A 26,858-nucleotide genomic window follows, 5' to 3' on the forward strand; every position below is an offset into this window, starting at 1 on the left:
ACTCGATAATCATGGACTCGATTTGTGCGTTCTCCACAAACAGGACAACGTTGTTTTTTTCGAGGCAGTTTTATATGAATGTGATAAGCTCCATCGACTTCTTCTGCCTTCAAAATCATCACATCTTCTAATCCAGGTAAAATCATGTTAAAATGCATATACACGCAACTCCTATCCTTCTCTTGTTTCGGGACAATTCAAGTGTAAAGGATTAAGGAGCTTGCGTGTATTTTTTTGTTTTAATTTTTCTCATACCCCAACAAATATTGTAGAGCCTTTTTAAATAAAAAACGAAAAAGGGGCGCCAAAAAGTCAGTTACCCTGACTTTTTGTACAGCCCCTTTAATTATTAATTTTGTTTCCTAATTTGATTTTTAATTTTGCAAGCATGTCTTCTGTCATTTTTGCGAGGTCGTATTCTGCTTTAAAGCCCCACTCTTCTTTTGCGGCTGTTGCGTCAATGGCGTTTGGCCAGCTTTCAGCGATGGCTTGGCGGGCTGGGTCAACGTCGTAAGTCATTTCAAACTCAGGGATATGCTTTTTAATTTCTGCGGCAATGTCTTCTGGTTCGATGCTCATTGCCGTGATATTAAATGCATTCCTATGCTTGAGTTTTGAGGCATCGGCTTCCATAAGTGTGATGATGGCGTTTAATGCGTCTGGCATATACATCATGTCCATATAAGTGCCTTTATTGATAAAGGATGCATATTTTCCATTTTTTATTGCTTCGTAATAAATTTCAACAGCGTAATCTGTCGTGCCGCCTCCAGGAGGTGCAACATATGAAATGAGGCCTGGGAAACGAACGCCTCTTGTATCAACGCCAAACTTTTTGAAATAATAATCGCAAAGCAGTTCACCGGAGACTTTGTTTACCCCGTACATTGTGGTCGGTCTTTGAATGGTATCTTGAGGGGTATTGTCTTTTGGTGTTGTTGGGCCGAATGCACCGATTGAACTTGGTGTGAAAAACTGTGTATTCAGTTCCCGGGCAACCTCTAATGCATTGACAAGCCCGCCCATGTTCAAGTGCCATGCGAACAGCGGATTGTTTTCAGCAGTAGCTGATAGCAAAGCCGCAAGATGGATAATGGTGTCTACTCGATTGTCTTTAGCTACTTTGAAAAGGGCTTTTGCATCTGTGACATCAACAATGTCGAAAGGACCTGATTGAACGACATCACTTTCAGTTTCTCGAATATCTGTAGCGATAACGTTAGCATTCCCGTATATTTCTCTCATTTTCATAACCAGTTCAGAACCAATTTGGCCTAATGCACCGGTAACCAATATTTTTTTCATCGTAATTCCTCCAAAAATGAACTTTTTGGTTCTTCAATTCAAAAAATCATGTTTTATATGATACCGAGTTCTTTACCTGCTTTTTTGTAAATGGTGATAGCTTGATCAAGCATTTCTTTAGTATGGGCAGCAGTCGGCATATTTCTTACGCGGCCGGTTCCTCTTGGCACGGTAGGGAAGACGATTGATTTTGCATAAACGCCTTCTTCGTTCAGTCTTTTACTGAATGCTTGAGTTTTGACCTCATCGCCGATAATAACCGGTGTAATTGGTGTCTCGCTGTTGCCGATGTCAAAGCCGATGTCTTTAAGGCCTTGTTTTAAGTAATCGGCGTTTTCCCATAGCTTTTCTTGAAGCTCTGTAGAACTGGATAAGATATCAATGGCTTCAATACATGCCGCGGCAGCGCCTGGTGTTAAGGAAGTAGAGAATAGGAACGGACGGCTTCTTACTTTCAGCCAATCAATTAAATCTTTCTTTCCGGCTACATATCCGCCGACAACTCCGATAGCTTTTGAAAGGGTGCCGATTTGGAAATCAACCTTATCTGATAATCCAAAATGTTTTACAGTGCCTGCGCCATTGCCAAGCACACCTGAACCATGCGCATCATCGACATAAGTGATCAGGTCAAATTCTTCAGCGATTTCTACGATTTCAGGAAGCTTAGCTATATCGCCGTCCATTGAGAACACACCGTCAGTAATCACCATAATCTTGTTATATAGACCGGACTCGGCAGCTTCCTTCGCTTTTGCTCTTAAATCATCCATATCAGCATGATTGAATCGAATGATTTTAGCTTTGGAAAGGCGGCATCCGTCAATGATAGAAGCATGGTTTAATTCATCTGATAAAATGGCATCGTTTTTGTCCATAACGGCAGAAATAGCTGCCATATTGCAGTTGAATCCAGATTGATAAGCAATAGCGGCTTCAGTATGTTTAAATTTAGCGAGCTTTTCTTCAAGTTCAATATGGACCTTTAAAGTGCCATTAATTGTTCTTACTGCACCGGCTCCGACGCCGTATTCTTTTGTTGCTTCATTGCAAGCTTCAATCAGCCTGTTATCTGTAGCTAATCCCAAGTAGTTGTTGGAGGATAAATTAATCAATTCTCTTCCGTTAATTTTGATAATAGGACCGTTTGCGCCCTCAAGTGTATCTATTTCGTTATAAAGTCCTTTGCTTTTTAAATCTTCCAAGTTTTCCTTTAAAAAATTTTCCAACCCGCGGCTTGGCATTGTGCATACCTCCTTAATTTACATGTATTTTTCACCAAAAACCTTGAATGAATCCTTATAGGTTTATCCTTGTTAAAAAAGCATATGTCCATACAAGGAGAACAAATGGCGATGTATTTTATTAGGATTTATTATCCTTAAGTTAACATATTTTGATTAAGATGTACACAGAGAGAGGACTAATAACTATTTTATTTTTATTATATTCAATTATTTAAGAAATGTAATAGCCTCTTATAAACATTTGTTTATATAGCGAGGACAACTGTCGGCAATGCCTGATTTTAATGAAAACGGTGACAAATGTATTTCTACAGAGGACATATTTCTCTATCATAATATAAAAAGCTTGGCAATGGCCAAGCTTTATCACGCATTATGCTTCTTTTTTCAGTTCATTGCTGATATTTGGCGATGAGACATATTGATTTGCAGCAGCGCCTATTCCAAAGACAAAAACAAGCAAAATAGCAGCAACTAACATAATTAGAGCACTGGTCCAATTGTGTGCGATATCGTGGATAAACCCGAAAAGTGTCGGCCCTATGGCTGCTAATAAATAGCCAATAGATTGAGCCATGCCCGAAAGTTCAGCTGATTCATGAACATGGCGCGTGCGCAAAACAAAAAACATCGTTGCCAAGCTGAATAGTGAGCCTTGTGCCAGACCGATCAATATCACGAATAATGGAACAAGTGAAGTGTTGCCAGTCATGATACCGATGAAGCCAATAAGCATTAAAGAGACGGTGATTGTGACAAGGCCTCGCTGACTCGAATATCGGCCGGCAAGTATCGGTATGATAAATGATGACGGAAGGGTAGCAAATTGGATTAATGAAAGCACCCAGCCGGCAGCTGATGGGCTCATGCCTTGTTCATATAAAATTTCTGGAAGCCAAGCAGCAAGAACGTAAAAGATCATCGACTGCAGCCCCATAAAAAATGTGACTTTCCAGGCGAGTCCAGAACGCCATAAGGATACTTTGCTTATTCCTTTAGAAACGTTCGAATGGCGGCGCGCCCGTATTTGCGGAAGCCAAATGATCAATGTGATAAATGAAAGAATGCTCCAGCAGCCAAGAGCACCCCGCCATCCCAATCCGGCGCCTTGAGCAATTGGAATGCTGATACCAGAGGCAAAAGCGCCGCAAATATTCATAGACACAGAATAGATACCTGTCATAACGCCGACCTTATTAGAAAATTCCTTTTTAATTAAACTTGGCACTAAGACATTGCCCGCGGCAATAGCCATTCCAAGCAAACCCGTTCCAATAAACAGAGCGGCTATTGAAGGTAAAGAACGTAAAATAATGCCGGCTGTCAATAAAATAAAAGCGGCCATAAGCGTCACTTCTATCCCGAGCCGCCGGGCTATTTTCGGGGCAAGGATTGAAAAAACAGCGAATGATAGCAAAGGCAGCGTTGTCAGCATGCCTGCTAAGGTATTAGATATGCCCGTATCTTCGCGAATGTCCCCAATGATGGGTCCTACAGCCGTAATGGGTGCCCGCAGGTTGCTGGCGGCAAAAATAATGCCTATGATTAACAGCCAAATCCCTATACGTGCAGGGCCATTAACTTTTGTAATATGAGGTTCTGTATGAATATCTTTAGATAAATTCATCTGTTTTCACTCCTATATTAAAGTAGCTCGATATAAATCAAGCTTTTTGATAAAATTAATTCTAAATTTAACGTATTATCATTTTGGTAAATTATAATTTACCAATAGAATATTATAATATACTGACCGTGATGTCAATCATTTAAATTAAAAGGGAGTTGTACGCTGTAAATGGATCATGGGGAAACGAAACAATTAGCTGAACAGGTAGGCTGTAAATTAAGGCAAATAAGAAACGAAAAAAAACTCAGTTTGAATGAACTCGCGGAAATGACTGATGTCAGCAAACTGACTTTAGGGAAAATTGAACGGGGAGAGGCCAACCCAACGTTGGCCATCATGTGGAAGATTGCAAAAGGCCTCTCCGTGCCTCTAACAGCTTTATTAAATCTGGAAGAGAAAGTCAGCATTTCACGGGCAGGAGAAGGAGACAAACTTGAGAGTTCGAACGGAGATTGGACAGTTGAACCCATTTTCAGCAATTTAAAATACGGGGTATCGGAATTGTATCGTGTTTGTATTAAACCGCAGGGAGAAAATACAGAACAGCATCATGAGGGAGCCATAGAAGTAGCCACAGTGATGTCAGGGTCCATTGATATCTATGTAGAAGGATGTAAGCATCATCTTAATACGTTTGATTCAATTCGCTTTCAGGCGGACAGTAAGCATACTTACATGAATCCTAATGATTTTCCCGTTATTTTATTGTGCACCCTGTCATATCCTCGTGCTTAATAAACAACAGCTCTGCGTGATTGCCGAATGATTAGCCATTAAACGTGAAGGTATTTCCCGGGAATTTCTCCGTCGGGGCGGCCTTTGGCATGGCATAAAATTATACAGGCCTCAGGATGATAAAAGGAGCAGTAATAAAAAGCGTCCGGCGGAATCAGTCATCTTATAAAATAAAACCATTCAATGAAAATAGGAGGGCTTTATATGGGAAAAAATATAAGTCATAAAATTGAAAAAGGGATAACGCCGGAAGCTTTTATGAGACAAATGGAAAAAAACAAAGATCTATTCCTTTCCTATTATGAATACTTTTCAATAGGCGAAGAAGATCTAAAGTTTTTTAAAAATCTAAGCGATGAAAAGGATATCCGCTGTGAGATCATTGCGGCGGACTGGTGCGGCGATGTTGCCCGCAATGTTCCAGTTGTTTTTCGATTGATGGAAATTGCCGATATTCCCGTTGAGGTATTTATTCTTGAAGAAAATACCGATCTGATTGACCAATTTTTAACATTAGGCGGAAGATCGGTGCCTGTCGTCCTGTTTACAAACAGAAACGGTGATGTTCTGGCACAGTGGGGACCGCGTCCGGCTTATGTTCAAGAGCCGATGGTTGAGTTAAAAAAATGTCAGCTTGATCCAGCCTCCGAAGAATATAAAGCTAAATTGAAAGACGTCTATGCGGAGATTATGCGGCGTTACGGTGAAGGAACGGCGTATCAACAACTTATCATCGATGAAATTCGCCATCAGTTATCTGAGATCAAATAATGCCGCTTTAAATAAAGGCAGCAAGTAGGTGCAAAAAAGATGAAATATGATGTGATCGTTATTGGCGGCGGGCCGTCGGGATTAATGGCTTCTGTTGCAGCCGCTGAAGGCGGGGCTTCGGTCCTCCTTCTGGATAAAGGGGACAAACTCGGCAGGAAGCTGGCGATATCGGGCGGCGGACGCTGCAATGTTACTAACAGAATGCCGGTCGATGAAATAATCAAGCATATTCCGGGTAATGGAAAGTTTTTATACAGCGCATTTTCGGAGTTTAATAATGAAGATATTATAAGATTTTTTGAAGGCCTAGGCATCCGCTTAAAAGAAGAGGATTACGGCCGTATGTTTCCGATAAGCGACAGTGCGAAGTCAGTGGTTCAAGCGCTTTTGAAAAAGGTAAAATCATTAAATGTCGCTATTAAGGTTCATGCGCCGGTAGAGACGGTTCTTTTTGAAGACGGCGAAGTGAAGGGCGTTCAATTGAAAAATAAAGAAAGGATATATGCGCCCAATGTCATTGTTGCCGTTGGCGGCAAATCAGTTCCGTATACAGGATCGACGGGTGACGGATACGCCTGGGCCAAAAAGGCCGGGCACACCATTACAGAGTTGTATCCGACAGAAGTGCCGTTAACAACCGATGAGCCTTTTATTAAAAAGAAAACACTGCAAGGATTATCGCTTCGAGATGTTGCTTTAACTGTCAGGAATCCAAAAGGCAAAGGCATTAAAACACATCGCTGGGATATGATTTTCACACATTTCGGATTATCTGGTCCGGCGGTGCTGAGATGCAGCCAATTTGTTGTCAAAGCTTTAAAAAAGTTTAATGCCCAATATATTCTTATCACAATTGACGCAAAGCCCGACCAAAATGAAGAACAACTCTTTCAAGAATTAAATAATCTCGCAAAGGCTGAACCTAAAAAAGCGGTTAAAAACGTTTGGAAAGGCATCGTGCCTGAAAGATATCTGTTATTTTTGCTGGAACAGATTGGGCTGTCGGAGGATATAACATTCCACGATTTAGCTAAAGAAAAAATCCGCGAGATGGCAAAAGCCCTAAAAGAATTTCCGGTGAAGGTTAATGGCACTTTGCCAATTGAGAAAGCCTTTATAACGGGCGGCGGTGTTTCCCTTAAAGAAATTAACCCCAAAGACATGTCATCTAAAAAAATGGAAGGCTTATATTTTTGCGGAGAGGTCCTTGATATCCACGGCTATACAGGCGGGTACAATATCACTGCAGCCTTTGTGACCGGACATGCTGCCGGACGAAGCGCTGCGGAGCGAATAGCTGATATATAAGGAATATATGAATGGCAATCGCCAGCCGGATGTTTTTTTAAAAACTTTTTAGGCGGTTGTTTTTGTCTCAAAAAAAAGACCTGATTCATCTTATAGTATAAACGATGACTCAGCATATGGAATGAAGCAGGTGAAAAAAATGAGACTCAGTCAACCGCTTGAGAAGTTTGTAGATGAATGTCCGATTCCAGAGATATTAAAACCAAAAGTAAAGAATCATAAAGGTGATTATTATGAGGTGACAATGGAAGAAATGACCCAAAAGCTTCATAGAGATTTAAATCCTACTAGGCTTTGGGGCTATAACGGCATGTATCCCGGTCCTACAATTGAAGCGGAAAAAGACAATCTTACCTTAGTAAAATGGATAAATAAACTGCCTGACAAGCATCTTCTTCCAGTTGATAAAACCATTCACGGGGCAATGAATCATCCGGAAGTCCGAACGGTGGTTCATTTGCATGGGGGAGCCTCTCCTGCGCCGAGCGACGGCTATCCAGAAGCTTGGTTTACACGGGATTTTAAAGAGGTTGGCCCCTATTTTAAAAGGAAAATTTATCAATATCCCAATCTTCAGCGATCTGCTGCCTTGTGGTATCACGATCATGCCATGGGAATAACAAGGCTTAATGTTTATGCGGGACTTTGCGGCTTTTATATTATAAGGGACAGTCATGAAAGGTCATTAAATTTGCCTAAGGGTGATTACGAAATCCCCCTAATGATACAAGATAAATCATTTAATGAGGATGGTTCCCTTTATTATCCAAAACAGCCTGCGAATCCTTCATCAACAACACCTGATCCATCCATTACACCTTTTTTTTGCGGCGATACGATCTTAGTGAACGGAAAGGTTTGGCCGTATTTAGAAGTCGAACCAAGAAAGTATCGTTTTCGGCTGCTCAATGCTTCCAATACCCGGACCTTTGAGTTAAAGCTGGATGCCGGGCAGTCAATGTATCAAATCGGTACAGACGGCGGTTTTCTTCAAAGACCGGTGAAAATAGATAAATTGACACTTGCTCCCGCGGAACGGGCGGATGTTATTATTGATTTCTCTCAATATGAACATCAGCATCTGACATTAAAAAACGATTCAGGGTGCGGCGGTCCGGTAAACCCTGATACCGATGCTAATGTCATGCAATTTAAAGTCACCCGCCCGCTATCTGCCAAGGATAAAAGTAAAATACCATCAAATCTTGAAAGCTCGTCAACTCAGGCCATGCCCTTTGTTCGAAGCATTAGAACGCTAAAGCTTGGTCAGAGAAGTGACGAATACGGCAGACCGATGCTGCTGTTGGATAATCATCAATGGGAGGATCCTGTAACAGAAAAGCCTCAGCTCGGTGACACAGAAATATGGTCAATCGTTAATCCAATGGGGGTGACTCACTCTATTCATCTTCATCTTGTTCAATTTAAAATTCTTGACCGCCGTCCTTTTGATGCTGATATATTTAACCAAACGGGGAGGATTGTTTATACTGGCTCCTCTGTTGCACCGGAGCTTAATGAGAGGGGCTTTAAAGATACAGCTCGCGCCCCCGCAGGCCAAGTGACTCGCATCATGGTTCATTTCACGCCATTTACAGGAAGGTATGTTTGGCATTGCCACATTCTTGAACATGAAGATTATGATATGATGCGGCCATATTTAGTTGTTAAGAGAAGGGAGTAGGCTATGATTCCGATCGGGTTTGATTGATCCGGTCGGTGTTATTTTAAATGGGCTGAAAAGCGGCGGTAAGCGCCTTAGCTTTTAATTATATTATACATACCTTATTTAGAAGAGATGATTTAACCCTTGAATGGATTTATAATAGGGGGGTGTTTGCAGTCGTGTATTCTTATAATCCGAATCCATATGGACAACAATACCCATCGATGATGTCCGGCGGATTTCCAGTACAAAGCCAATCATCATTTCCATTTTCAACACAATGGCCGGCGTCTTTTTATAATCAACAATGGCCTTTTTATAATCAGCAGTCATTTCCATCGGGGCAATATGCGCCGCCGTATTATAACGGTCAAAATGGCAGCTTTGGCAATATACCAACGGCTTTTGGCCATGTTATGAACGGTATAAAAATATTAAAACAATTGAGCGGGATGACATCTCTTTTTTACTAGGCAAATGAAAGCAGCCCTGGCTGTTTAAACATTCAGGACGAGTCAAAAGCAGAACTCACCGTCATGCGAGCCGGCAGTTCTGCTTTTTTCAAATGATATTAGCGCTGTTTGCTAGAAAGAAACGGCGGGGCCCATCGCTTCGCACCGTTCAGCCAAGTATCCAGCCAATGGGTGCCGGGTATTTTAATTTCCTCCAATTGATCCGCAGGCCGGAAAGCCATCCTCCTTTTTATGAAAGCTATCCTAGATTTCCAGTTAAACAAGTAGGAAGCATCAAGGTATCTTTTAAAATAAAAAATTTGCAAAAAAACAGGTCTTTATTTGTACTCATCGCGAATATGTTATATAGGTGCGTCTAAAGTATCTGTCGTTAGAAAAGGAGGAGGTCATAGAATGCCGCTTGATCCGCAAGTTCAAATGGTATTGCATCATTTATCTCAAACAGGGGATGAAGAGTTATCATTCGCAAATATATCGCCGGAGGAAGCCAGACAGTCAATGGTAATGTCTGCTTACGCAGAGCATATAGAGCCTGTTAAGCGTGTTGAAGACAGCTATATCCCGGGGCCTGAGGGCAGTATTCCTATCCGCGTCTACTATCCTATGAAAGAGCGGAATACTTATCCGGCTTTAGTCTATTATCACGGCGGCGGATGGGTCATTGGCAGCCTTGAAACACATGATAACATCTGCCGGGCGCTGACGAATCTTGCAGAGTGCGTGACCATTTCTGTTGATTACAGGTTAGCGCCGGAACATAAGTTTCCTGCAGCTGTTGAGGATGCTTACGCAGCGGTTAAATGGATATATGACCATCACAATGAATGGCAGATTGACCCCGAAAAAATCGCTGTCGGCGGTGACAGTGCCGGAGGGAATTTGGCAGCGGTTGTTTCTTGCTTGGCAAAGGAAAGGCAAACGCCTGAAATTATATATCAGGTGCTGATTTATCCAGCAACGAACTTTCAGGCAGACACCGTTTCATTAAGGGAAAATTCAGAAGGATACTTTCTTACTCAAGAAGCAATGGAGTGGTTTAAAAATCATTATTTAAATAGTGAAGCCGATGAAACTAATCCATTGGCATCGCCGTTGCTTAATGATAATTTAGCGGGTTTGCCGCCGGCGTTGGTCATTACGGCGGAATATGATCCTCTCAGAGATGAAGGGGAGCAGTACGCAGATAAGTTAAGAAATGCAGGCGTTGAGGCAGCATGTTCGCGTTACGATGGTGTTATACACGGCTTTATTAGTATGGCGGACATCATTGATAAGGGGAAGGAAGCGTTAAAAGAAACAGGCGCAGCGCTAAAAAACGCTTTTAATACAAATTAATAAAGCAGCCAAAAGGCGGGGAAATCACCTCGCTTTTTGGCTGTGCCTTCTTTAACAGACTCAGTGCTTAATTAATGGATATTATTTCACTGTTTCAATTTTACGATATGCTGTAAGATCGGTTGGCCCGACATAATCATTTAATTTAAAACCGTGTTTAATAGCTTCTGTAATATAAGCTTTTGCTGTTTTTACAGCGTCTTTAACTGAATGTCCCTTAGCTAATTCCGCCGTAACAGCTGCAGAATAAGAACAGCCGGCGCCATGAATATAAGTGGTATTAATCTTTTCGGATTCATAGATGTCGAAATTCCCGCCGTCATACAGAAGATCAATCGCCTTTTCATGTTCAAGCTTGCTGCCGCCTTTAATAAGCACATATTTTGCTCCCAGTTCATGAATTTTTACAGCAGCTTCTTTCATTTGATCAACAGTCGTAATCGGCGGCATTTGACTTAATTTAGCTGCTTCAAATAGGTTAGGCGTGACAACGGTTGCTTTTGGGACAAGAAGTTCACGCAAGCTTGCCGTATTTTCCGGCTGAAGTTCTTCATCAGCGCCTTTGCAAACCATTACGGGGTCTATAACGACATTTCTCAGCTGATGCTCTTCAATCGTTCTGGCTGCCAATTCAATAATTTCCGGGGAGCCGAGCATACCTGTCTTGACTGCATCAACACCTGCGCCGACCACGCTTGTATCCAGCTGTGCTTTTACGATATCAACATCAATTGGAAACACATTGTGGAACCAGTTGTTATAAGGGTCCATAGCCACAATAGTTGTTAAGGCTGACATCCCGTAAACGCCGCGCTCCTGAAATGTTTTTAAATCAGCCTGAATGCCTGCGCCGCCGCTTGAGTCAGAACCTGCAATTGTTAGCGCCTTGTTCATTGACATATAGATTCCTCCTTTATTGTTCGACACACTTCTTGAAAAACCGTCAAATAGTTCACACATAAATTATATCAATTTTATCATATTGTTAGGAGATTAAAGAAATTTTCATTTCAAAATCTTGTCCGTTTGTTCCCTGGCTAATTTTAAATCTTCTGCAAAGAAAGCGTAGAGATTTGGCCTTCTTCTGACGGCTAAAGGATGATAAGAGACAGCCGTTTTCCAACCATTAACATGATGCCAAGCGCCTCTAAGATTCTTTACTTCTGCCTGCGGATTTCTAAAAAAGGATTGTACGGAAACATTCCCTAGACAAACGACGGCTTTCGGTCTGCCATTCAATAGCTGCTGTTCAAGGTGCCTTATACACTTATCTCTTGTTTGGGATTTATTATAGGCTCTCTTAGGTCTTCTCTTTAAAATATAAGTCACATAAATATGTTTTAGGCTGATGCCGGCCTCTATAAGTCCTCTTTGCAATACTTGCCTTGTTCCGCAAACATAAGGTCGGCCTTCCTTATCTTCTCTTTCGCCCGGATTATCTAATAGGATATAAAGCGGAGCATGAGGATGACCTTCTCCCCAAACCATCCTCGAGCCATGCTTGTACAGTTCGCACTTCTGGCAATCTTTTTCTTCACAAGGAACGGGATCTTCTTTTAAAATAGAAAATTTACATTCAGTCATAGGGCTATCCTTCCTGTAAATAAATGATGCTAATATGTTCTCCTTTCTGATAACAGGGCATACTTTTTTCCGATGTCCTCGGATATGAAAAACTGTATAGGTTGAGACAGGCATGTTAATTTTGGTAATATCACGATAAATGATAAAAGAAATGGGGTTGACAAAATGAGTGAAGAATTGGCGACCTTTGCAGGCGGCTGTTTTTGGTGCATGGTCAAACCGTTTGATGAGCTGCCGGGTATTAAAAGTGTTGTTTCGGGATATACAGGAGGACATGCTGAAAACCCCACCTATGAACAGGTCACTGCAGGAATAACAGGTCATGTTGAAGCGGTTCAGATCACTTTTGATCCCGGGATCTTCCCTTATGAAAAATTATTGGATATATATTGGCGGCAAATTGATCCAACAGATACCGGCGGACAGTTTCATGACAGGGGACAGTCATACCAAACGGCCATTTTTTATCACAATGAAAAGCAGAGGCAGCTGGCCGAGGAATCAAAGCGGGGCTTAGAAAAAAGCGGGCGTTTTGATAAGCCGATTGCCGTTAAAATATTGCCGGCAAAACCTTTTTATCCAGCCGAAGAATATCATCAAGACTATTATAAGAAAAACCCATTTCATTATAGGCATTATTATGAAGGTTCCGGGCGAAAGGCCTTTATCGAGAAAAACTGGTCTGTAAAAAAAGACGATGAAGAGTTAAAGAAAAGGCTGACAGATATTCAGTATCAAGTGACGCAGAAAAGCGCAACGGAAAGACCGTTTGAAAATGAGTATTGGAATAATAAAAAAGAAGGGATATACGTTGATATCGTTTCGGGTGAGCCGCTTTTTAGCTCATTGGATCAATTTGATGCCGGCTGCGGCTGGCCAAGCTTCACAAAGCCGTTGCATTCGCATCATATAGAGGAAAGAGAAGATTTAAGCCATTCTATGATTAGAACCGAAGTCAGAAGCAAATATGGGGATTCCCATTTAGGTCATGTGTTTGCTGACGGGCCGGGGCCTGCCGGCTTAAGATATTGCATTAATTCCGCTGCCCTGCGGTTTATACCGAAAGAAGATTTAGAAAAAGAAGGCTATGGAGAGTATAAGCACCTTTTTGATTAAAATTTTGAGCTGCCGAAATATCGGCAGCTCATAACTTTATTTCCTTAATTTTAACGTTACAGGCAGCGCGATAAAAACGATTAAGATAAGACCATAGATAAGTAAAAGCATGAGTTTATCTATTTGCCAGGCTGAAAAAATCGTTCTTGTGTTAGTTAAAATAATAATCCCGCCGACAAATACACCTAATAATTGTGTGGGAAGCACTTTAACAAGCCAAGCGGCCAAAGGTGCAGCCAATAGTCCGCCGGCCATTAATATGAAAACCCAAGACCAGTTAATTTGTTCCGAACCAATAGATAATAAAAAGCCTGCCGAGGAAGCGATGGTTACGATGAATTCACTTGAATCAACAGAGCCGATCACCTTTCTTGGCGACATATTCGGTTGTGTTAACAAGAAAGGCGTTGCAATCGTTCCCCATCCGCCGCCGCCGATTGAATCTACAAATCCGGCAATTAAACCTAGAGGCAATAATTTTTTGTTTGAAGCCCTTGATTGGGCAGAAGTCCAATTAAAATTCAAAAAGTATTTTAAAACGATGTAAATGCCGAGAATGACTAAAAGAATGGAAATATACGGCTTAATTAAATCGCCCGGCAATCGGCTTAAAAAACACGCTCCTGTAAATGCTCCGGCCGCACCGGGGATAATTAACCGGAAAACCAATTTAGAATCGACATTCCCTAGCTTAAAATGAGAAATTCCAGAAACGCCTGTTGTCACGATTTCGGCTATATGGACAGATGATGAGGCAATTGCAGGCGCAACACCATAGGTTAACAATAGTGATGTTGAAGTTGAACCGTATGCCATGCCTAATGAACCGTCGATCAGTTGAGCAAAGAAACCGACAAATAAAAAAACCAAAAGCTTATTCAATTCAACCACTCCCCAGTGTATCCTATCTTCATATATATGAGCGGTTGATAAGGGTTATCCACCTTATTAAAACAAACCTTAAAGAAACCCCATTTGACTGATTTCCTAAAGCAAAAAATCAGCTCCCCTCAAGTATCCAGATTCTATTTTTAATCTGTCTGCTAAAGGGGAGCTTATCATTATTATTATTTTTTAAATCGATATGGAACAGTAGCCATCACAATATTCTTTTTGCGGACAAGGTAAGCTCTGATTAATAGGCCTGATTGGTTATGGAGGAAGCTGTGCCACCATTTTTTCGTGTAAAACTGCGGCATGACGACAGTAACCGTTGCGCCTGCCTGGTCTGTTTTATATTTAACCGTATCAATAAATTTACTTAAAGGCGATAGAACACTTCTATAAAGGGAATGAAGCGTTACGAGTCTAACACCTGTTTGCCATTCATTCCACTGTTTCTCCATACGTTCTATATCCTCAGGGCTGAAGCCGACATATACGGCAATAACATTGTCAGACAATGATTTCGCATAAACTAATGACTGTTCGACAACTTTAGTTATGCCCGCCACTGGAACAATAATAACATTTTCTTTCGGTTTGATATCATTAAGGTGATGAGACAAGTCCACCCTAAGTTGATCACCGACAGCAAGATAGTGTTTGTGAATTTTATGGAACAAAAAGACAACTAAAGGAATAAAGACGAGCGCCATCCATACCTTTTCGAACTTCGTAATAAAGAAAATAATAACAATCAGATAGCATATTAAAGCGCCGATCAGGTTAGCTATCAGTTTTGGAACCCAGCCTTTAGGCCTTGTTTTAATCCATTTAACTATCATTCCTGTTTGAGATAATGAAAAGGGAATAAATACACCGACACCATATAATGGAATCAAATTTTCTGTATTTCCTTCAAAGGCAATGATGAGAAGAATAGATAAAAATCCTAAAGTAATGATCCCGTTAGAATAACCTAATCTATCTCCTCTTACAGTGAATGGCCTTGGCATATATTTATCCCTTGCCAGGTTATAGGCAAGCAAAGGAAAAGCGGAAAAACCAGTATTCGCCGCTAACACCAAAATAAGCGCAGTTGTTGCTTGGATAAAAAAGTAAACCACATTCCGGCCAAATATTGATGAACTAAGATTGGATAAAACAGTTTGATTGGCAGAAGGCGAAATGCCGTACCAATAAGCTAGAAAAACAATGCCAGAAAAAAGAAAGCCTAATATGCATCCCATCATAATCAGGGTAATTGCCGCGTTTTTCGGCGCCGGTTTTTTAAAATTAGGTATCGCGTTTGAAATGGCCTCAACGCCGGTTAGTGCAGAACAGCCTGAAGAAAATGCCTTTAATAAAAGAAATAAGCTGATGCCTGCAACAGGTGTTCCTATGGCAGGATGAGCATGTGCCGGGGCGTGGCCGGTTAAGACTTGAAAGAGGCCAAATATAATTAATATCACCATAGCAAGAATAAATAGATAAACCGGGTACGCAAGGATTGTTGCTGATTCAGTCAGTCCCCTCAAATTTAACAGCGTAATGATTACAACGATCAATACAGCAATAAGGATGCTGTATTGATGTAAAAACGGAACAGCGGACGTGATAGCATCCGTTCCTGAAGAAACGCTGACAGCAACTGTTAAGATGTAATCTACTAACAAAGAACCGCCGGCGACGAGCCCAAAGTTCTCTCCCAAATTTTCTTTGGCCACCATATAAGCGCCTCCGCCATGCGGATAAGCAAAAATGATTTGCCGATATGAGAGAATGAGCGCGGCTAACAGAATAAGAACGCCGATACCTATTGGCAAGGAATACCAATAGGCGATGGCGCCAACAGCAGTTAATCCAATAAGAATTTGTTCGGGCCCGTAAGCGACGGAGGAGAGAGCATCTGAAGAAAGAATGGCCAAAGCCTTTAATTTATTGAGCTTTTGTTCTTGGGCTTCGTTCGATTTCAGCGGTCTGCCTATGAGAAGTCTTTTTACTTTACTTGCCATATTTAAAACATCCTTATCAAAAGATATTCACAAAAAGAACAACAGTCTATTATAAGAAGTCAGCTATCAGAGTGCACGGTTTAATACGGACTAGCATTTCCTTCTTTTTTTCATTAATGTAAAAATGAAAAATATAAAAAACTGCAGAGGTTAGTTACCCTGCAGTTATTATTCTATGCAAAGTTACCACTATCCTCTCTTCAAACGCTTACGAGGTTAGCTGACGGATTCGGGCGTGCAGAGTCGCCCTACCTTTCTGTTAGGAAAAATCCAGAAAGGATTCACCCCATGCGGCAATATACCGCGGTTGGTTCCCCCGTTTCAAAATTGAACTCAGCGATTTAAGATTTTGGAACACATTTTTAAGTTTATAGAATGAGAATATCTTACTCCCGTAATATTTTGTTGTAAAAGACAGAAATACAGGAAATTAATTGTTTTTCAGCTGTTAATGCGTGTACATTCACCATTATCTTTGATTTTCATTAATTATCTTCTGTTTTCGATAGCTGTTATTTTTTTAAAATGAAATCAAAACATAAAAAGCTGTCTCAATCGTTTGCTTTATCCTCTCTAATTCTGTAAAATTTAAAAATGTGTGTCGAAGGTTCTCGGGTCAAGTCGTTTTGAAAGCTCCGGGACAATTCTGAGTATTTATTCAAAATAAAAAAAGTAAAAACCTGAATGATCTGAGGTAAAACTTGGGAAAGTAAAGAGTGAGAAAAACATACATATTCTTTTCCAAGTTTGAACAAATGGGGGAGGAATCGTGACAAAATGTTTATCAAAATTTGATGATTTTTTGAACATGTAAGATCCGGGAATCAAAATCACCAATAATTTGGTATGATAAAACTGCTCGTAGACCTAGTAATTAATGAAATCAAAAAAATGCAAAGCGATTTTTGTTAATTCAATGGTTCAACGGTACGAAACACAAAGGTTATCTGCAGAGCAGAAAGGAGGAAAGGGCAGGAGCTATGAAAAAAATTGGTTTGAAATTATTTGCAGCTCTTACGCTATTATTAGTTGCTTTAACTGGTTGTGCTGCGGACAATCAAAATGTTCTTAATCCGCAAGGTCCGGTTGCCCGAACACAATTCCATCTCATTGTTTGGTCATTTGTTTTAATGGCTATAGTTGTTTTGGGCGTATTTATCATCTTCGTAGTGGTGCTTGTAAAGAATGGCAAAAAGAATAACCCCAATTACGACCCGGAAGATGACGGTAATGTTAAGCTAGAAATCACTTGGACTGTTATACCAATTATTATTGTTATTTTATTGGCTATTCCTACTGTTAAAACGACATATGATTTGGAAAAGCCGCCAAAAACAGCTGAAGCTAAGACACCGATGACGATTGTGGTAACTTCCGCTGATTGGAAATGGATCTTTAGATATCCGGAACAAAATATTGAAACAGTTAACTATGTAACTATACCAGCTGATCGCCCTATTAAATTTGAATTGCAGGCCAAAGGAGCTATGAATTCATTCTGGGTGCCGTCCCTTGGAGGCCAGGCCTATACGATGCCTAATATGCAAATGAGCCTATGGCTTCAAGCGGATCATCCTGGCGACTATATCGGCAGAGGCGCTAACTTTACGGGCAAAGGTTTCGCGCACATGCAATTCAATGTAATAGCTAAATCAGATAAGGACTTTAACAAATGGGTTCAGCATGTTAAAAGTACAGCACCGCGGTTAACCGAGGAGAAATATAATGAAATATTAAAACCTGGTACTGTAGGCCGGATGACGTTCTCATCAACGCCTAAAGATGATGGTGCTGATTTAGACATGTCAGGAATGGATATGGGAGGAATGCACCATGGAAAACATTAAGCACTTCCTCGGCAATTTCTTTGTCACTGGTGAGCCAATGATCTATATGGCTGATGTGGCGATTGTATTGGTATCCCTAGGGATCATTTTCGTGCTCACTTACTTTAAGAAGTGGAAATGGTTATGGAAAGAATGGCTAACGACAGTCGACGCCAAAAAAATTGGTATTATGTACATCATTGCCGCTCTGCTTATGTTATTCAGGGGTGGCGTTGACGCATTATTAATGCGTACGCAATTGGCCTTGCCAAACTTGCATTTTCTAGATTCACAGCACTATAACGAAATCTTTACAACGCATGGTACGATCATGATCCTGTTCATGGCCATGCCGTTCATTATTGGTTTGTTTAATATTGCTGTTCCGCTGCAAATCGGGGCTCGCGATGTTGCGTTCCCATTTCTGAACGCGGTTAGCTTCTGGCTGTTCTTTGCAGGAGCTATGCTCTTTAACCTGTCCTTTGTCATTGGCGGATCGCCTGACGCAGGCTGGACGAGTTATACACCGCTCGCAGGCAAAGAGCTCGACCCTGGTGTAGGGGAGAACTATTACTTGCTCGGTCTGCAAATTGCAGGTATTGGTACGCTTGCAACAGGCGTAAACTTCTTTACAACAATCATTAAAATGAGAGCGCCAGGCATGTCGCTAATGAAAATGCCGATGTTTACTTGGTCAGTTCTCGTTACGTCCGTTATCATCATGTTTGCGTTCCCAGTATTGACTGTGGCTCTTGCAATGTTAACGATTGACCGTCTGTTTGATGCGCACTTCTTTACTGTTGCAGCCGGCGGCCAGCCGATGCAATGGGCGAACTTGTTCTGGATTTGGGGACATCCTGAAGTATATATCGTTATCTTGCCGGCATTCGGCGTGTTCTCAGAGGTTATTGCAACCTTCTCACGCAAAAAACTGTTTGGATATCATGCGATGGTATTTTCAATGGTTGCCATCAGTGTGCTTGGCTTTATTACATGGGTTCACCACTTCTTTACAATGGGAGCCGGTCCGGGCGTTAACTCGTTCTTCTCGCTGTCAACCATGCTTATCGCGATTCCGACGGGTGTTAAGGTCTTTAACTGGCTGTTTACACTCAATAAAGGTAAGATTCAATTCACCACAGCGATGCTATGGGCGCTTGCGTTTATCCCGAACTTCCTTATCGGCGGTTTGACAGGGGTTATGCTTGCGGTAGCGCCTGCAGATTATCAATACCATAACAGTTATTTCTTAATTTCTCACTTCCACTATGTATTAATTGGTGGTACAGTATTTGCTGCTTTCGCAGGATTAACCTATTGGTGGCCTAAAATGTTCGGTCACATCCTTAATGAAAGACTTGGCAAATGGGCATTCTGGGTCTTTATGATCAGCTTTAATGTCTGCTTCTTGCCAATGTATCTTGTCGGTCTATTAGGCATGACTCGACGTATGTATACTTATCCGGCAGGTTTAGGCTGGACTAGTCTGAACCTTATTGAGACAATCGGAGCCTTTGGTATGGGGCTTGGATTCATTATCATGGTATACAACATTTACTGGAGTGCCCGTTACGGAGAAAGAGATACGACTGGAGATCCATGGGATGGCCGTACTTTAGAATGGGCAACAACATCTCCTGCTCCGGAGTATAACTTTGCACATATTCCGACAATACAGCAAGTAGATGATTTCTACTATATGAAAAAAGAAGGCCGTCAAAAAGAAATCTCGAAGGCGCCGTATAAACCAATTCATATGCCTAATAATTCAGGCGTTCCGATCATTATGGCTGTCTTCTTCTTTATTGGAGGATTTGGTTTAGTCTTCGAATGGATATGGATGGGCATTCTCGGAGGAATAGGCGTATTAGCTTGTATGCTGTATAGATCCTTTGAAACTCATGACCATCACTATATACCAGTGGACGAAATTGAACGTACTGAGCGTGAAGCAGGGAGGTTTTCATAATGGCTGCAGTAACTAACCACAATAACAAGCCTTATGAGCCGTTGGAATATTCAACGGAAGAAGGCAGCCTCCGGATATTTGGATTTTGGCTTTTCTTAGCGGCGGACATGGTGCTGTTCGCCTGCTTGTTTGCCACCTATTTAATGTATATTCACCATACAGCTGGCGGGCCATCTTCCAAAGAACTCTTTGAAGTTAAAGATTTTATGATTGAAACAGTTGACTTATTGGTCAGCAGTTTCACTTGTGGATTAGCTACTCTTGAAATGAGACGCGGTAATAAAAAAGCAACCATTGCTTGGCTAATCGTGACATTGATTCTTGGCCTTGTCTTTATAGGCTTTGAGGTAAAAGAATTCACAGGTATGGTTCAAGAAGGAGCTACTTTACAAACCAGCGCTTTCCTTACATCATTCTTTATTTTAGTAGGAACGCACGGCTGTCACGTAAGCATAGGTATCTTGTGGATGCTTTGTATCATTGCTCAATTGGCGACGCGCGGAATAAATGCACAAACAGCAAGGAAGGTTTTCATTATCGGTCTCTATTGGCACTTCCTTGATGTTATCTGGATTTTCCTATTTACCGCAGTTTATCTAACAGGGTTGGTGTTATAAGATGTCTAATGAACATACGCAAGCTCATGCAAGTGAGCATACAGGGTTTCCTTGGAAGCATGTCATTGGTTTAGTTTTATCCCTTATATTGACATTTGCTGCATTATGGTGTGTTACATCATTTGCATTTTCACCAGCATTGATAGTTACGGTGATCGTTATTTTGGCGGTTGTCCAAGCGTTTGTCCAATTGTTTATGTTTATGCACATCACTGAAGGAAGTAAAGTATGGCAAATCACGGCGATTGGTTTCGGTGCTTTCATTGCCTTCTGTGTTGTTGCCGGTACGCTTTGGATTATGCTATTCGCTCTATAGAACCAGAAACAGGGTGTGATCCACACCCTGTTTTCCTATTTTTAAAGATATCCCTAAGCTGAATGGAAACAGCTTAGGGATATTATTTTGCCGATTGTTGATTATTTATGATTAATTATAGTTTTATTTGAATGATTATGATTGAAATTGAAAGGGTATCCATATATAATAACCATATAAATGAGGTGATCTATTGCTAACGCCTGAAAGACATCGATTAATATTAGAGTTAATTAAAGAAAATAAAATTGTGACGATACATCAGCTTGTTGAAGCGACGAAAAGTTCAGAATCCACTATACGCCGGGATCTTATTCAGCTGGAAAATGAGAATAAATTAGCCAGATTCCATGGCGGGGCTCAAATAATCAAGTCAAAATCAGAAGAAACGTCAATAGGCGAGCGATTATCGGCAAATTTTACAGAAAAAAAAGCGATTGCGAAAAAAGCAGCCGCTTATGTTGAGAACGGTGATTGTATTTTTCTTGATGCAGGAACAACGACTTATTATATGATTGAATATTTGCCAAAAGAAACCATTGTTGTCACCAATGGATTGTCGCTTATCAATGAATGCCTGGATAAAGGCTTAGAGACCTATACCGTCGGCGGCAGGGCTAAAGCAAAGACAAGAGCATTTATTGGGAAAGGCGCATTAGAAGGCATTAATGCTTATCGTTTTGATAAATGCTTTATCGGTATTAACGGTATTCACTTAAAATTCGGTTATACAACTCCGGATCCGGAAGAAGCAATGATTAAGAAGGCCGCCATTGACCTCGCAAATAAAGCTTATGTCCTTGCTGATTGGTCCAAATTTAATCAGGTATCTTTCAGTTTTGTCCATAACTTAGATTCAGCTTCTATTATTACAGATCGTTTGGGCAATCAAGAAGAAATTAAGCAATTTAGTCAAATAACAACAATAGAAACGGTGAAATCATGATATATACTTGCACACTGAATCCATCTTTAGATTACTTCTTAGAAGTTAATGATTTTCAATTAGGTCAATTAAATAGAATGAAGACGGATAAGAAAATGCCGGGAGGCAAAGGTGTTAATGTTTCTCGGGTACTAAGGCGCTTAGGCGCGCAATCCGTAGCACTGGGATTTATCGGCGGCTTTACGGGAGACTTTATCCGCCGTCAACTTATCAGCGAAAATATCGACACTGATTTTGTTGAGGTGGATGGTGATACAAGAATTAACGTTAAAATTAAAAGCCGCGAAGAAACAGAAATTAATGGTTTGGCACCGGCAATTACTGATGAACAAGTGGATGAGCTGCTGCTAAAATTAAACCGGTTAAATGATAGGGATATTCTAGTTCTTTCAGGAAGTGTCCCGGAAACTTTATCAGCAGATATTTATAAACAAATGATGCAGCAAATAAAGGATCAAAATGTCAAGGTTATCGTCGATACAAGCGGTCCGGCCCTCCGTGAAGCAGTTGCCGCTCGGCCGTTTCTTATAAAACCTAATCAAAGCGAACTTGGCGGACTTTTTAATACAGATATTTCATCAATTGAGGAAGCTGTTATATATGCTAAGAAGCTGATTGATGAAGGTGCTGAGAATGTCATCGTTTCCATGGGGGGAAAAGGCAGTTTATTGGTTAATAGAGAAACAGCTGTTTATGCAGAAGCGCCCCGCGGAGAAGTGAAAAATTCTGTCGGTGCAGGAGATTCTTTGGTCGGCGGCTTTCTTTTTGAGTATGCGCGTAATGGAGACTATATAGAAGCGTTTCGATATGGCACAGCGTCAGGCAGCGCGACAGCATTTTCTGTAGATTTGTGCTCTAAGGAAGATACGGAAGCTCTCTTACCAAAGGTTAAAATTCATCAAATATAAAGGCAGGGGGACATCAGTGAAAATTACTGATTTATTATCAATAGATACGATTCTTTTAAGCGCAGCATCGGACACAAAAAGTGACATTTTAGATGAACTGGCAAATAAGTTAAACAAAGCAGGTAAGTTAAATGATATCGATGCTTTTAGGAAAGCCATTGATAAGAGAGAGAAGGAAAGCACCACAGGCATAGGAGAAGGCATTGCGATTCCTCATGCAAAAACCAGTGCGGTCAAAACACCGGCTATTGCTTTTGCCAGATCAGAGCAAGGGATTGACTATGATTCCTTAGATGGTCAGCCGGCCCATTTATTCTTTATGATCGCAGCAAGTGAAGGTGCTGATAACGCCCACTTAGAAACACTCTCGCAATTATCGACTTATTTGTTAAAAAAGGAGTTTCGGGAAAAGCTAATGAAGGCGGAAAATCCCGAAGAAATTATAAATCTCTTTGAAAACCAAGATGACAGCGGAGAAGATGCTCCGGCTTCAAAAGAAGATAAGGCTGTCAAAAAAGAAAAAATTCTTGCTGTCACTGGTTGCCCTACAGGTATCGCCCATACTTATATGGCGGCAGATTCGCTGAAAGAGAAAGCGAAAGAAATGGGTTATGACATAAAAGTCCAGACAAACGGTTCGACAGGGGTAAAAAACCGTTTGACTGAAGACGATATTGCTGAAGCTGCCGGTATTATTGTAGCTGCTGATACGAAAGTTGATATGGAGCCTTTCATTGGAAAACCCGTTGTTGAAGTCCCGGTAGCTGAAGCGTTGCGTGACCCAGAATCACTTATTTCCCGGGTTATAAATGGCGAGGCGGACGTTTATAACGGCAGCGCCAGCAGTCACCAGCAGGCAGTAAAAGAAGATAAAGAAGAAAAGAAATCAAAACAGCCGGCTTTTTATAAGCATTTGATGAATGGTGTGTCTTACATGCTGCCGTTTGTTGTTGGCGGCGGAATCATTATCGCGCTTTCATTGTTATTCGGCATACATGCGGCTGAAAAAGGTTCTCCATATTATAATCCTATAGCTCATGCGCTTAATGTGATCGGTTCGGCTCATGCAATGGCGTTAATGGTGCCGATTCTTGCCGGATATATTGCCTACAGCATTGCTGATCGGCCTGGGTTTGCTCCTGGAGCTGTCGGCGGTTTTCTTGCTTCAACAGGCCAAGCGGGATTTCTTGGCGGATTAATTGCAGGATTCCTTGCCGGGTATATTGTCATCTTGATTAAGCGCATCTTCAGGAAGCTGCCGGAGTCGCTGGAAGGTTTGAAGCCTGTATTAATCTATCCTTTCTTTGGTATTCTAATCACAGGTTTAATAATGGTATTTGCCATTAATCCGCCGGTTAAATTTATCATGGATACACTAACAGATTGGCTGGGTTCAATGGGAACAGCCAATAAGGTATTATTGGGCATTATTTTAGCAGGCATGATGGCCATTGATATGGGCGGACCATTTAATAAAGCCGCTTATACGTTCGGTCTGGCTATGATTGCTGCGCATAATTATGCTCCGCAAGCTGCTATTTTAGCAGGCGGAATGGTACCGCCGCTTGGTTTAGCTTTAGCGACAACGCTGTTTAAGAAAAAATTCACGAAATCAGAAAGAAATGCCGGAAAAACCGCGTATGCTCTAGGGGCTTGCTTTATCACTGAGGGCGCTATTCCATTTGCGGCGGCTGACCCGGCCAGAGTCATTCCTTCTTGTGTGATTGGTTCAGCGGTTGCCGGCGGTCTGGCAATGTTTTTTAACATTGGGCTGCGCGCGCCTCATGGCGGCATTTTCGTCATCCCATTTGTAGACGGGAGCGCTTGGTTATACATTTTATCAATTGTAATAGGAGCGGTTGTTACAGCGCTTATGATTGGTGCTTTGAAAAAACCTGTAGAGTCATAGTTGGTTAAAATTACATTTCGACAAAATTCGTAAATATGGTTATCTGAGTTTAAAATCAAATAAATACTTGATATAATGGGTAAATGGACAGTGGTCTGTACCGGTTGTGATTTAAATTGCAGATAAGGAAGACCGCTGTCGCCTCTTATATGGCTTGCCAAACGTAAGGTTTCTTTCTTTATCCCATCAGAAAGTTTCACTTTTAAGGGATTAAAGCATAAGAAAAACAAAGGCTTTTGCTGTCAGACCTTAGGGACAAGCCGGGTTTCTACAAAAATCATTGAAAAAGTAAAGGAGTTAATCATGATGGCAGAAAAAACATTTACAGTAACCAGCGATTCTGGTATTCATGCAAGACCTGCAACAACTTTAGTAAATAAAGCCAGCCAATTTGGTTCAGACATAACAATAGAATGCAACGGCAAACAAGCTAATTTAAAATCTATCATGGGCGTCATGGCTATGGGTATCCAAAAAGGCGCTGAAGTTAAAATTACTGCTGAAGGCTCCGATGCAGAGGAAGCGCTTAAAGCCATTGAAGATGTTTTCAAATCTGAGGGGCTTGGAGAATAATGTCTGAGAAAATAAAAGGAATAGCGGCTTCTTCAGGGATCGCTATCGGGAAAGCTTTTATTTTAAAAGATCCAGAGCTTAAAATAGAATGTAAAAAAGTAACGGATCCAGCTCAGGAATTGGATCGTTTTCACTCTGCGATAGCCCAATCTAAGGAAGAATTGGAAGCGATTAAAGTGAAAGCGGATGCTGAGCTGGGAAAAGACAAGGCAGAAATTTTCGCTGCGCATCTGCTGGTTTTAAGCGATCCAGAGTTAATAGGCGCTGTTACCCAAAAGATTGAAAGTGAATTCATTTGCGCTGAAGCAGCGATGGACGCTGTCTCATCTATGTACATTTCTATGTTTGAAAACATGGATAATGACTATATGAAAGAAAGAGCGGCTGACATCCGCGATGTATCCAAGCGTGTGATCAGTCATCTTCTTGGTGTTCAATTTACATCACCGGCGAGCATTACAGAAGAAGTGGTCATTGTTGCACATGACTTGACACCATCGGATACAGCACAATTAAACAAGAAATTTGTTAAAGGTTTTGTAACCGATATCGGCGGCCGGACATCTCATTCAGCGATCATGTCACGTTCCATGGAGATTCCTGCAGTAGTAGGAACAAAAACGGTAACAGAAAAAGTTGGACAAGATGTACAAGTGATCATTGACGGCTTAGCAGGCGAAATTATTCTTAATCCAAGCGATGCAGAAATTCAAGCTTATCAACAAAAACAAGCAGAATATGAAGAGAAAAAAGAAGAATGGAAAAAGCTTGTTCATCAAAAAACGGTGACAAAGGATAATCAGCATGTTGAATTAGCCGCGAACATCGGCAACCCTGATGATTTAGACGGCGTGCTTAATAACGGCGGTGAGGGCATCGGCTTATATCGCACGGAATTTCTCTATATGGGGCGCGATAACTTCCCGACGGAAGACGAACAATTTGAAGCTTATAAAAAAGTTCTAGAGAAAATGGAAGGTAAGCCGGTAGTTATCCGCACTTTAGATATCGGCGGCGATAAAGAACTTCCATACTTAGACTTGCCAAAAGAACTTAACCCGTTTTTAGGATTCAGAGCGATTCGTCTTTGTCTGGAGAGACAGGATATTTTCAGAACCCAGCTGCGCGCGCTTCTCAGAGCCAGTGTGTATGGAAACTTGAAAATAATGTTTCCAATGATAGCGACATTGGATGAGTTTCGCCAAGCAAAAGCGATACTTAATGAAGAAAGAGAACAGCTCGTTCAGCAAGGGATTGAGGTTTCAGAGCAAATTGAAGTCGGCATGATGGTTGAAATTCCATCGACGGCTGTTATGGCGGATCGGTTTGCTAAGGAAGTTGACTTCTTCAGCATCGGGACAAACGATTTAATCCAATATACGATGGCGGCAGACCGTATGAATCAACATGTTTCCTATTTATATCAACCGTATAACCCGGCTATTCTCCGCCTCATTCATATGGTTATTCAAGCTGCCCATAAAGAAGGAAAATGGGTCGGCATGTGCGGAGAAATGGCAGGAGATGAAATCGCTATACCGATTCTATTAGGTCTCGGACTTGATGAATTCAGTATGAGTGCAACATCTATTTTACCGGCAAGAAGCCAAATCTCTAAACTATCAAAAGAAGAGCTTGCCGGACATATTGATACCATTCTAGCCATGGATACTGTCGATGAAGTCATCGCCATTGTTAAAGCCCTTTAAAAAAGCCGCCAAAAAGGC

24 protein-coding genes and 1 riboswitch are annotated in these 26,858 nt (G+C 41.2%); of the genes, 16 read left to right on the top strand and 8 right to left on the bottom strand.

Annotated features, from left to right (window positions below):
- Positions 1-342 precede the first annotated feature (342 nt).
- The 3 genes from JOD45_RS14080 to JOD45_RS14090 form a co-directional block, all read right to left on the bottom strand.
- Positions 343-1,305, bottom strand: a complete 963-nt coding sequence (locus JOD45_RS14080) for an L-threonine 3-dehydrogenase (protein ID WP_205004544.1) — start codon at positions 1,303-1,305, stop codon at positions 343-345.
- A 53-nt stretch (positions 1,306-1,358) separates the two neighbouring features.
- A complete protein-coding gene (locus JOD45_RS14085; RefSeq protein ID WP_205004545.1) occupies positions 1,359-2,549 on the bottom strand; it encodes a glycine C-acetyltransferase in 1,191 nt (396 codons plus the stop codon).
- Positions 2,550-2,925: 376 nt separating this feature from the next.
- A complete protein-coding gene (locus JOD45_RS14090) occupies positions 2,926-4,179 on the bottom strand; it encodes a CynX/NimT family MFS transporter (RefSeq protein WP_205004546.1) in 1,254 nt (417 codons plus the stop codon).
- Between the two features lie 171 nt (positions 4,180-4,350).
- Between JOD45_RS14090 and JOD45_RS14095 the strand changes: the two genes are divergently transcribed.
- The 5 genes from JOD45_RS14095 to JOD45_RS14115 all read left to right on the top strand — a co-directional run bounded on the left by JOD45_RS14095 (position 4,351) and on the right by JOD45_RS14115 (position 9,135).
- On the top strand, positions 4,351-4,917 hold the full coding sequence (locus JOD45_RS14095) for a helix-turn-helix domain-containing protein (RefSeq protein ID WP_205004547.1): 567 nt from the start codon (positions 4,351-4,353) through the stop codon (positions 4,915-4,917).
- A 204-nt stretch (positions 4,918-5,121) separates the two neighbouring features.
- Positions 5,122-5,688, top strand: coding sequence for a thioredoxin family protein (locus JOD45_RS14100; protein ID WP_205004548.1), 567 nt, complete (start codon positions 5,122-5,124; stop codon positions 5,686-5,688).
- Positions 5,689-5,727: 39 nt separating this feature from the next.
- Positions 5,728-6,996, top strand: coding sequence for a BaiN/RdsA family NAD(P)/FAD-dependent oxidoreductase (locus JOD45_RS14105; protein ID WP_205004549.1), 1,269 nt, complete (start codon positions 5,728-5,730; stop codon positions 6,994-6,996).
- Between the two features lie 139 nt (positions 6,997-7,135).
- The gene (locus tag JOD45_RS14110) at positions 7,136-8,680 is read left to right on the top strand and encodes a multicopper oxidase family protein (protein WP_205004550.1); all 1,545 of its coding nucleotides are present in this window, start codon (positions 7,136-7,138) and stop codon (positions 8,678-8,680) included.
- Between the two features lie 149 nt (positions 8,681-8,829).
- Entirely contained in the window at positions 8,830-9,135 is a 306-nt protein-coding gene (locus JOD45_RS14115) for a hypothetical protein (RefSeq protein ID WP_205004551.1), read from the top strand.
- 98 nt (positions 9,136-9,233) lie between these two features.
- Here JOD45_RS14115 and JOD45_RS16795 read toward each other — a convergent pair whose 3' ends face one another.
- Positions 9,234-9,356, bottom strand: a complete 123-nt coding sequence (locus JOD45_RS16795; RefSeq protein WP_275583975.1) for a hypothetical protein — start codon at positions 9,354-9,356, stop codon at positions 9,234-9,236.
- 172 nt (positions 9,357-9,528) lie between these two features.
- Between JOD45_RS16795 and JOD45_RS14120 the strand changes: the two genes are divergently transcribed.
- Positions 9,529-10,470, top strand: coding sequence for an alpha/beta hydrolase (locus JOD45_RS14120; protein WP_205004552.1), 942 nt, complete (start codon positions 9,529-9,531; stop codon positions 10,468-10,470).
- 81 nt (positions 10,471-10,551) lie between these two features.
- Here JOD45_RS14120 and pdxK read toward each other — a convergent pair whose 3' ends face one another.
- Both pdxK and JOD45_RS14130 read right to left on the bottom strand, forming a co-directional pair.
- A complete protein-coding gene (gene pdxK, locus JOD45_RS14125; RefSeq protein ID WP_205004553.1) occupies positions 10,552-11,370 on the bottom strand; it encodes a pyridoxine/pyridoxal/pyridoxamine kinase in 819 nt (272 codons plus the stop codon).
- Between the two features lie 105 nt (positions 11,371-11,475).
- Positions 11,476-12,054, bottom strand: coding sequence for a uracil-DNA glycosylase (locus JOD45_RS14130; RefSeq protein WP_205004554.1), 579 nt, complete (start codon positions 12,052-12,054; stop codon positions 11,476-11,478).
- A gap of 165 nt (positions 12,055-12,219) precedes the next feature.
- Here JOD45_RS14130 and msrB point away from each other — a divergent pair, with 165 nt between their 5' ends.
- Complete coding sequence (gene msrB / locus JOD45_RS14135; protein WP_205004555.1) at positions 12,220-13,170, top strand: peptide-methionine (R)-S-oxide reductase MsrB; 951 nt, start codon at positions 12,220-12,222, stop codon at positions 13,168-13,170.
- Positions 13,171-13,206: 36 nt separating this feature from the next.
- Here msrB and JOD45_RS14140 read toward each other — a convergent pair whose 3' ends face one another.
- Together JOD45_RS14140 and JOD45_RS14145 are read right to left on the bottom strand one after the other, a co-directional pair.
- Positions 13,207-14,052, bottom strand: a complete 846-nt coding sequence (locus tag JOD45_RS14140; RefSeq protein WP_205004556.1) for a sulfite exporter TauE/SafE family protein — start codon at positions 14,050-14,052, stop codon at positions 13,207-13,209.
- Positions 14,053-14,237: 185 nt separating this feature from the next.
- Positions 14,238-16,067, bottom strand: coding sequence for an APC family permease (locus tag JOD45_RS14145; protein ID WP_205004557.1), 1,830 nt, complete (start codon positions 16,065-16,067; stop codon positions 14,238-14,240).
- A 189-nt stretch (positions 16,068-16,256) separates the two neighbouring features.
- Positions 16,257-16,416, bottom strand: a riboswitch (cyclic di-AMP (ydaO/yuaA leader).
- A gap of 631 nt (positions 16,417-17,047) precedes the next feature.
- Between JOD45_RS14145 and qoxA the strand changes: the two genes are divergently transcribed.
- The 9 genes from qoxA (at position 17,048) to ptsP (ending at position 26,840) form a co-directional block, all read left to right on the top strand.
- Positions 17,048-17,914, top strand: coding sequence for a cytochrome aa3 quinol oxidase subunit II (gene qoxA / locus JOD45_RS14150; RefSeq protein WP_205004558.1), 867 nt, complete (start codon positions 17,048-17,050; stop codon positions 17,912-17,914).
- A complete protein-coding gene (qoxB, locus tag JOD45_RS14155) occupies positions 17,901-19,862 on the top strand; it encodes a cytochrome aa3 quinol oxidase subunit I (RefSeq protein WP_205004559.1) in 1,962 nt (653 codons plus the stop codon). The genes qoxA and qoxB overlap by 14 nt, the downstream gene beginning before the upstream one ends.
- Positions 19,862-20,479 carry a cytochrome aa3 quinol oxidase subunit III gene (gene qoxC / locus JOD45_RS14160; RefSeq protein WP_205004560.1) on the top strand — a complete coding sequence of 206 codons (618 nt, stop codon included), beginning with the start codon at positions 19,862-19,864 and terminating at the stop codon, positions 20,477-20,479. Before qoxB ends, qoxC begins: the two co-directional genes overlap by 1 nt.
- Before the next feature lies 1 nt (position 20,480).
- Positions 20,481-20,795: a cytochrome aa3 quinol oxidase subunit IV gene (gene qoxD / locus JOD45_RS14165; RefSeq protein WP_205004561.1), complete on the top strand. Its 315-nt coding sequence runs from the start codon at positions 20,481-20,483 to the stop codon at positions 20,793-20,795.
- Positions 20,796-20,988: 193 nt separating this feature from the next.
- Positions 20,989-21,741, top strand: coding sequence for a DeoR/GlpR family DNA-binding transcription regulator (locus tag JOD45_RS14170; protein ID WP_205004562.1), 753 nt, complete (start codon positions 20,989-20,991; stop codon positions 21,739-21,741).
- Entirely contained in the window at positions 21,738-22,649 is a 912-nt protein-coding gene (gene pfkB, locus JOD45_RS14175) for a 1-phosphofructokinase (protein ID WP_205004563.1), read from the top strand. The genes JOD45_RS14170 and pfkB overlap by 4 nt, the downstream gene beginning before the upstream one ends.
- Positions 22,650-22,665: 16 nt before the next feature.
- A complete protein-coding gene (locus tag JOD45_RS14180; protein ID WP_205004564.1) occupies positions 22,666-24,558 on the top strand; it encodes a fructose-specific PTS transporter subunit EIIC in 1,893 nt (630 codons plus the stop codon).
- 306 nt (positions 24,559-24,864) lie between these two features.
- On the top strand, positions 24,865-25,131 hold the full coding sequence (locus JOD45_RS14185) for a phosphocarrier protein HPr (protein WP_205004565.1): 267 nt from the start codon (positions 24,865-24,867) through the stop codon (positions 25,129-25,131).
- Positions 25,131-26,840, top strand: coding sequence for a phosphoenolpyruvate--protein phosphotransferase (gene ptsP / locus JOD45_RS14190; RefSeq protein ID WP_205004566.1), 1,710 nt, complete (start codon positions 25,131-25,133; stop codon positions 26,838-26,840). The genes JOD45_RS14185 and ptsP overlap by 1 nt, the downstream gene beginning before the upstream one ends.
- The last annotated feature ends 18 nt before the right edge of the window (positions 26,841-26,858 follow it).

This window comes from Scopulibacillus daqui (assembly GCF_016908855.1).
GTDB lineage: Bacteria > Bacillota > Bacilli > Bacillales > Sporolactobacillaceae > Scopulibacillus_A > Scopulibacillus_A daqui.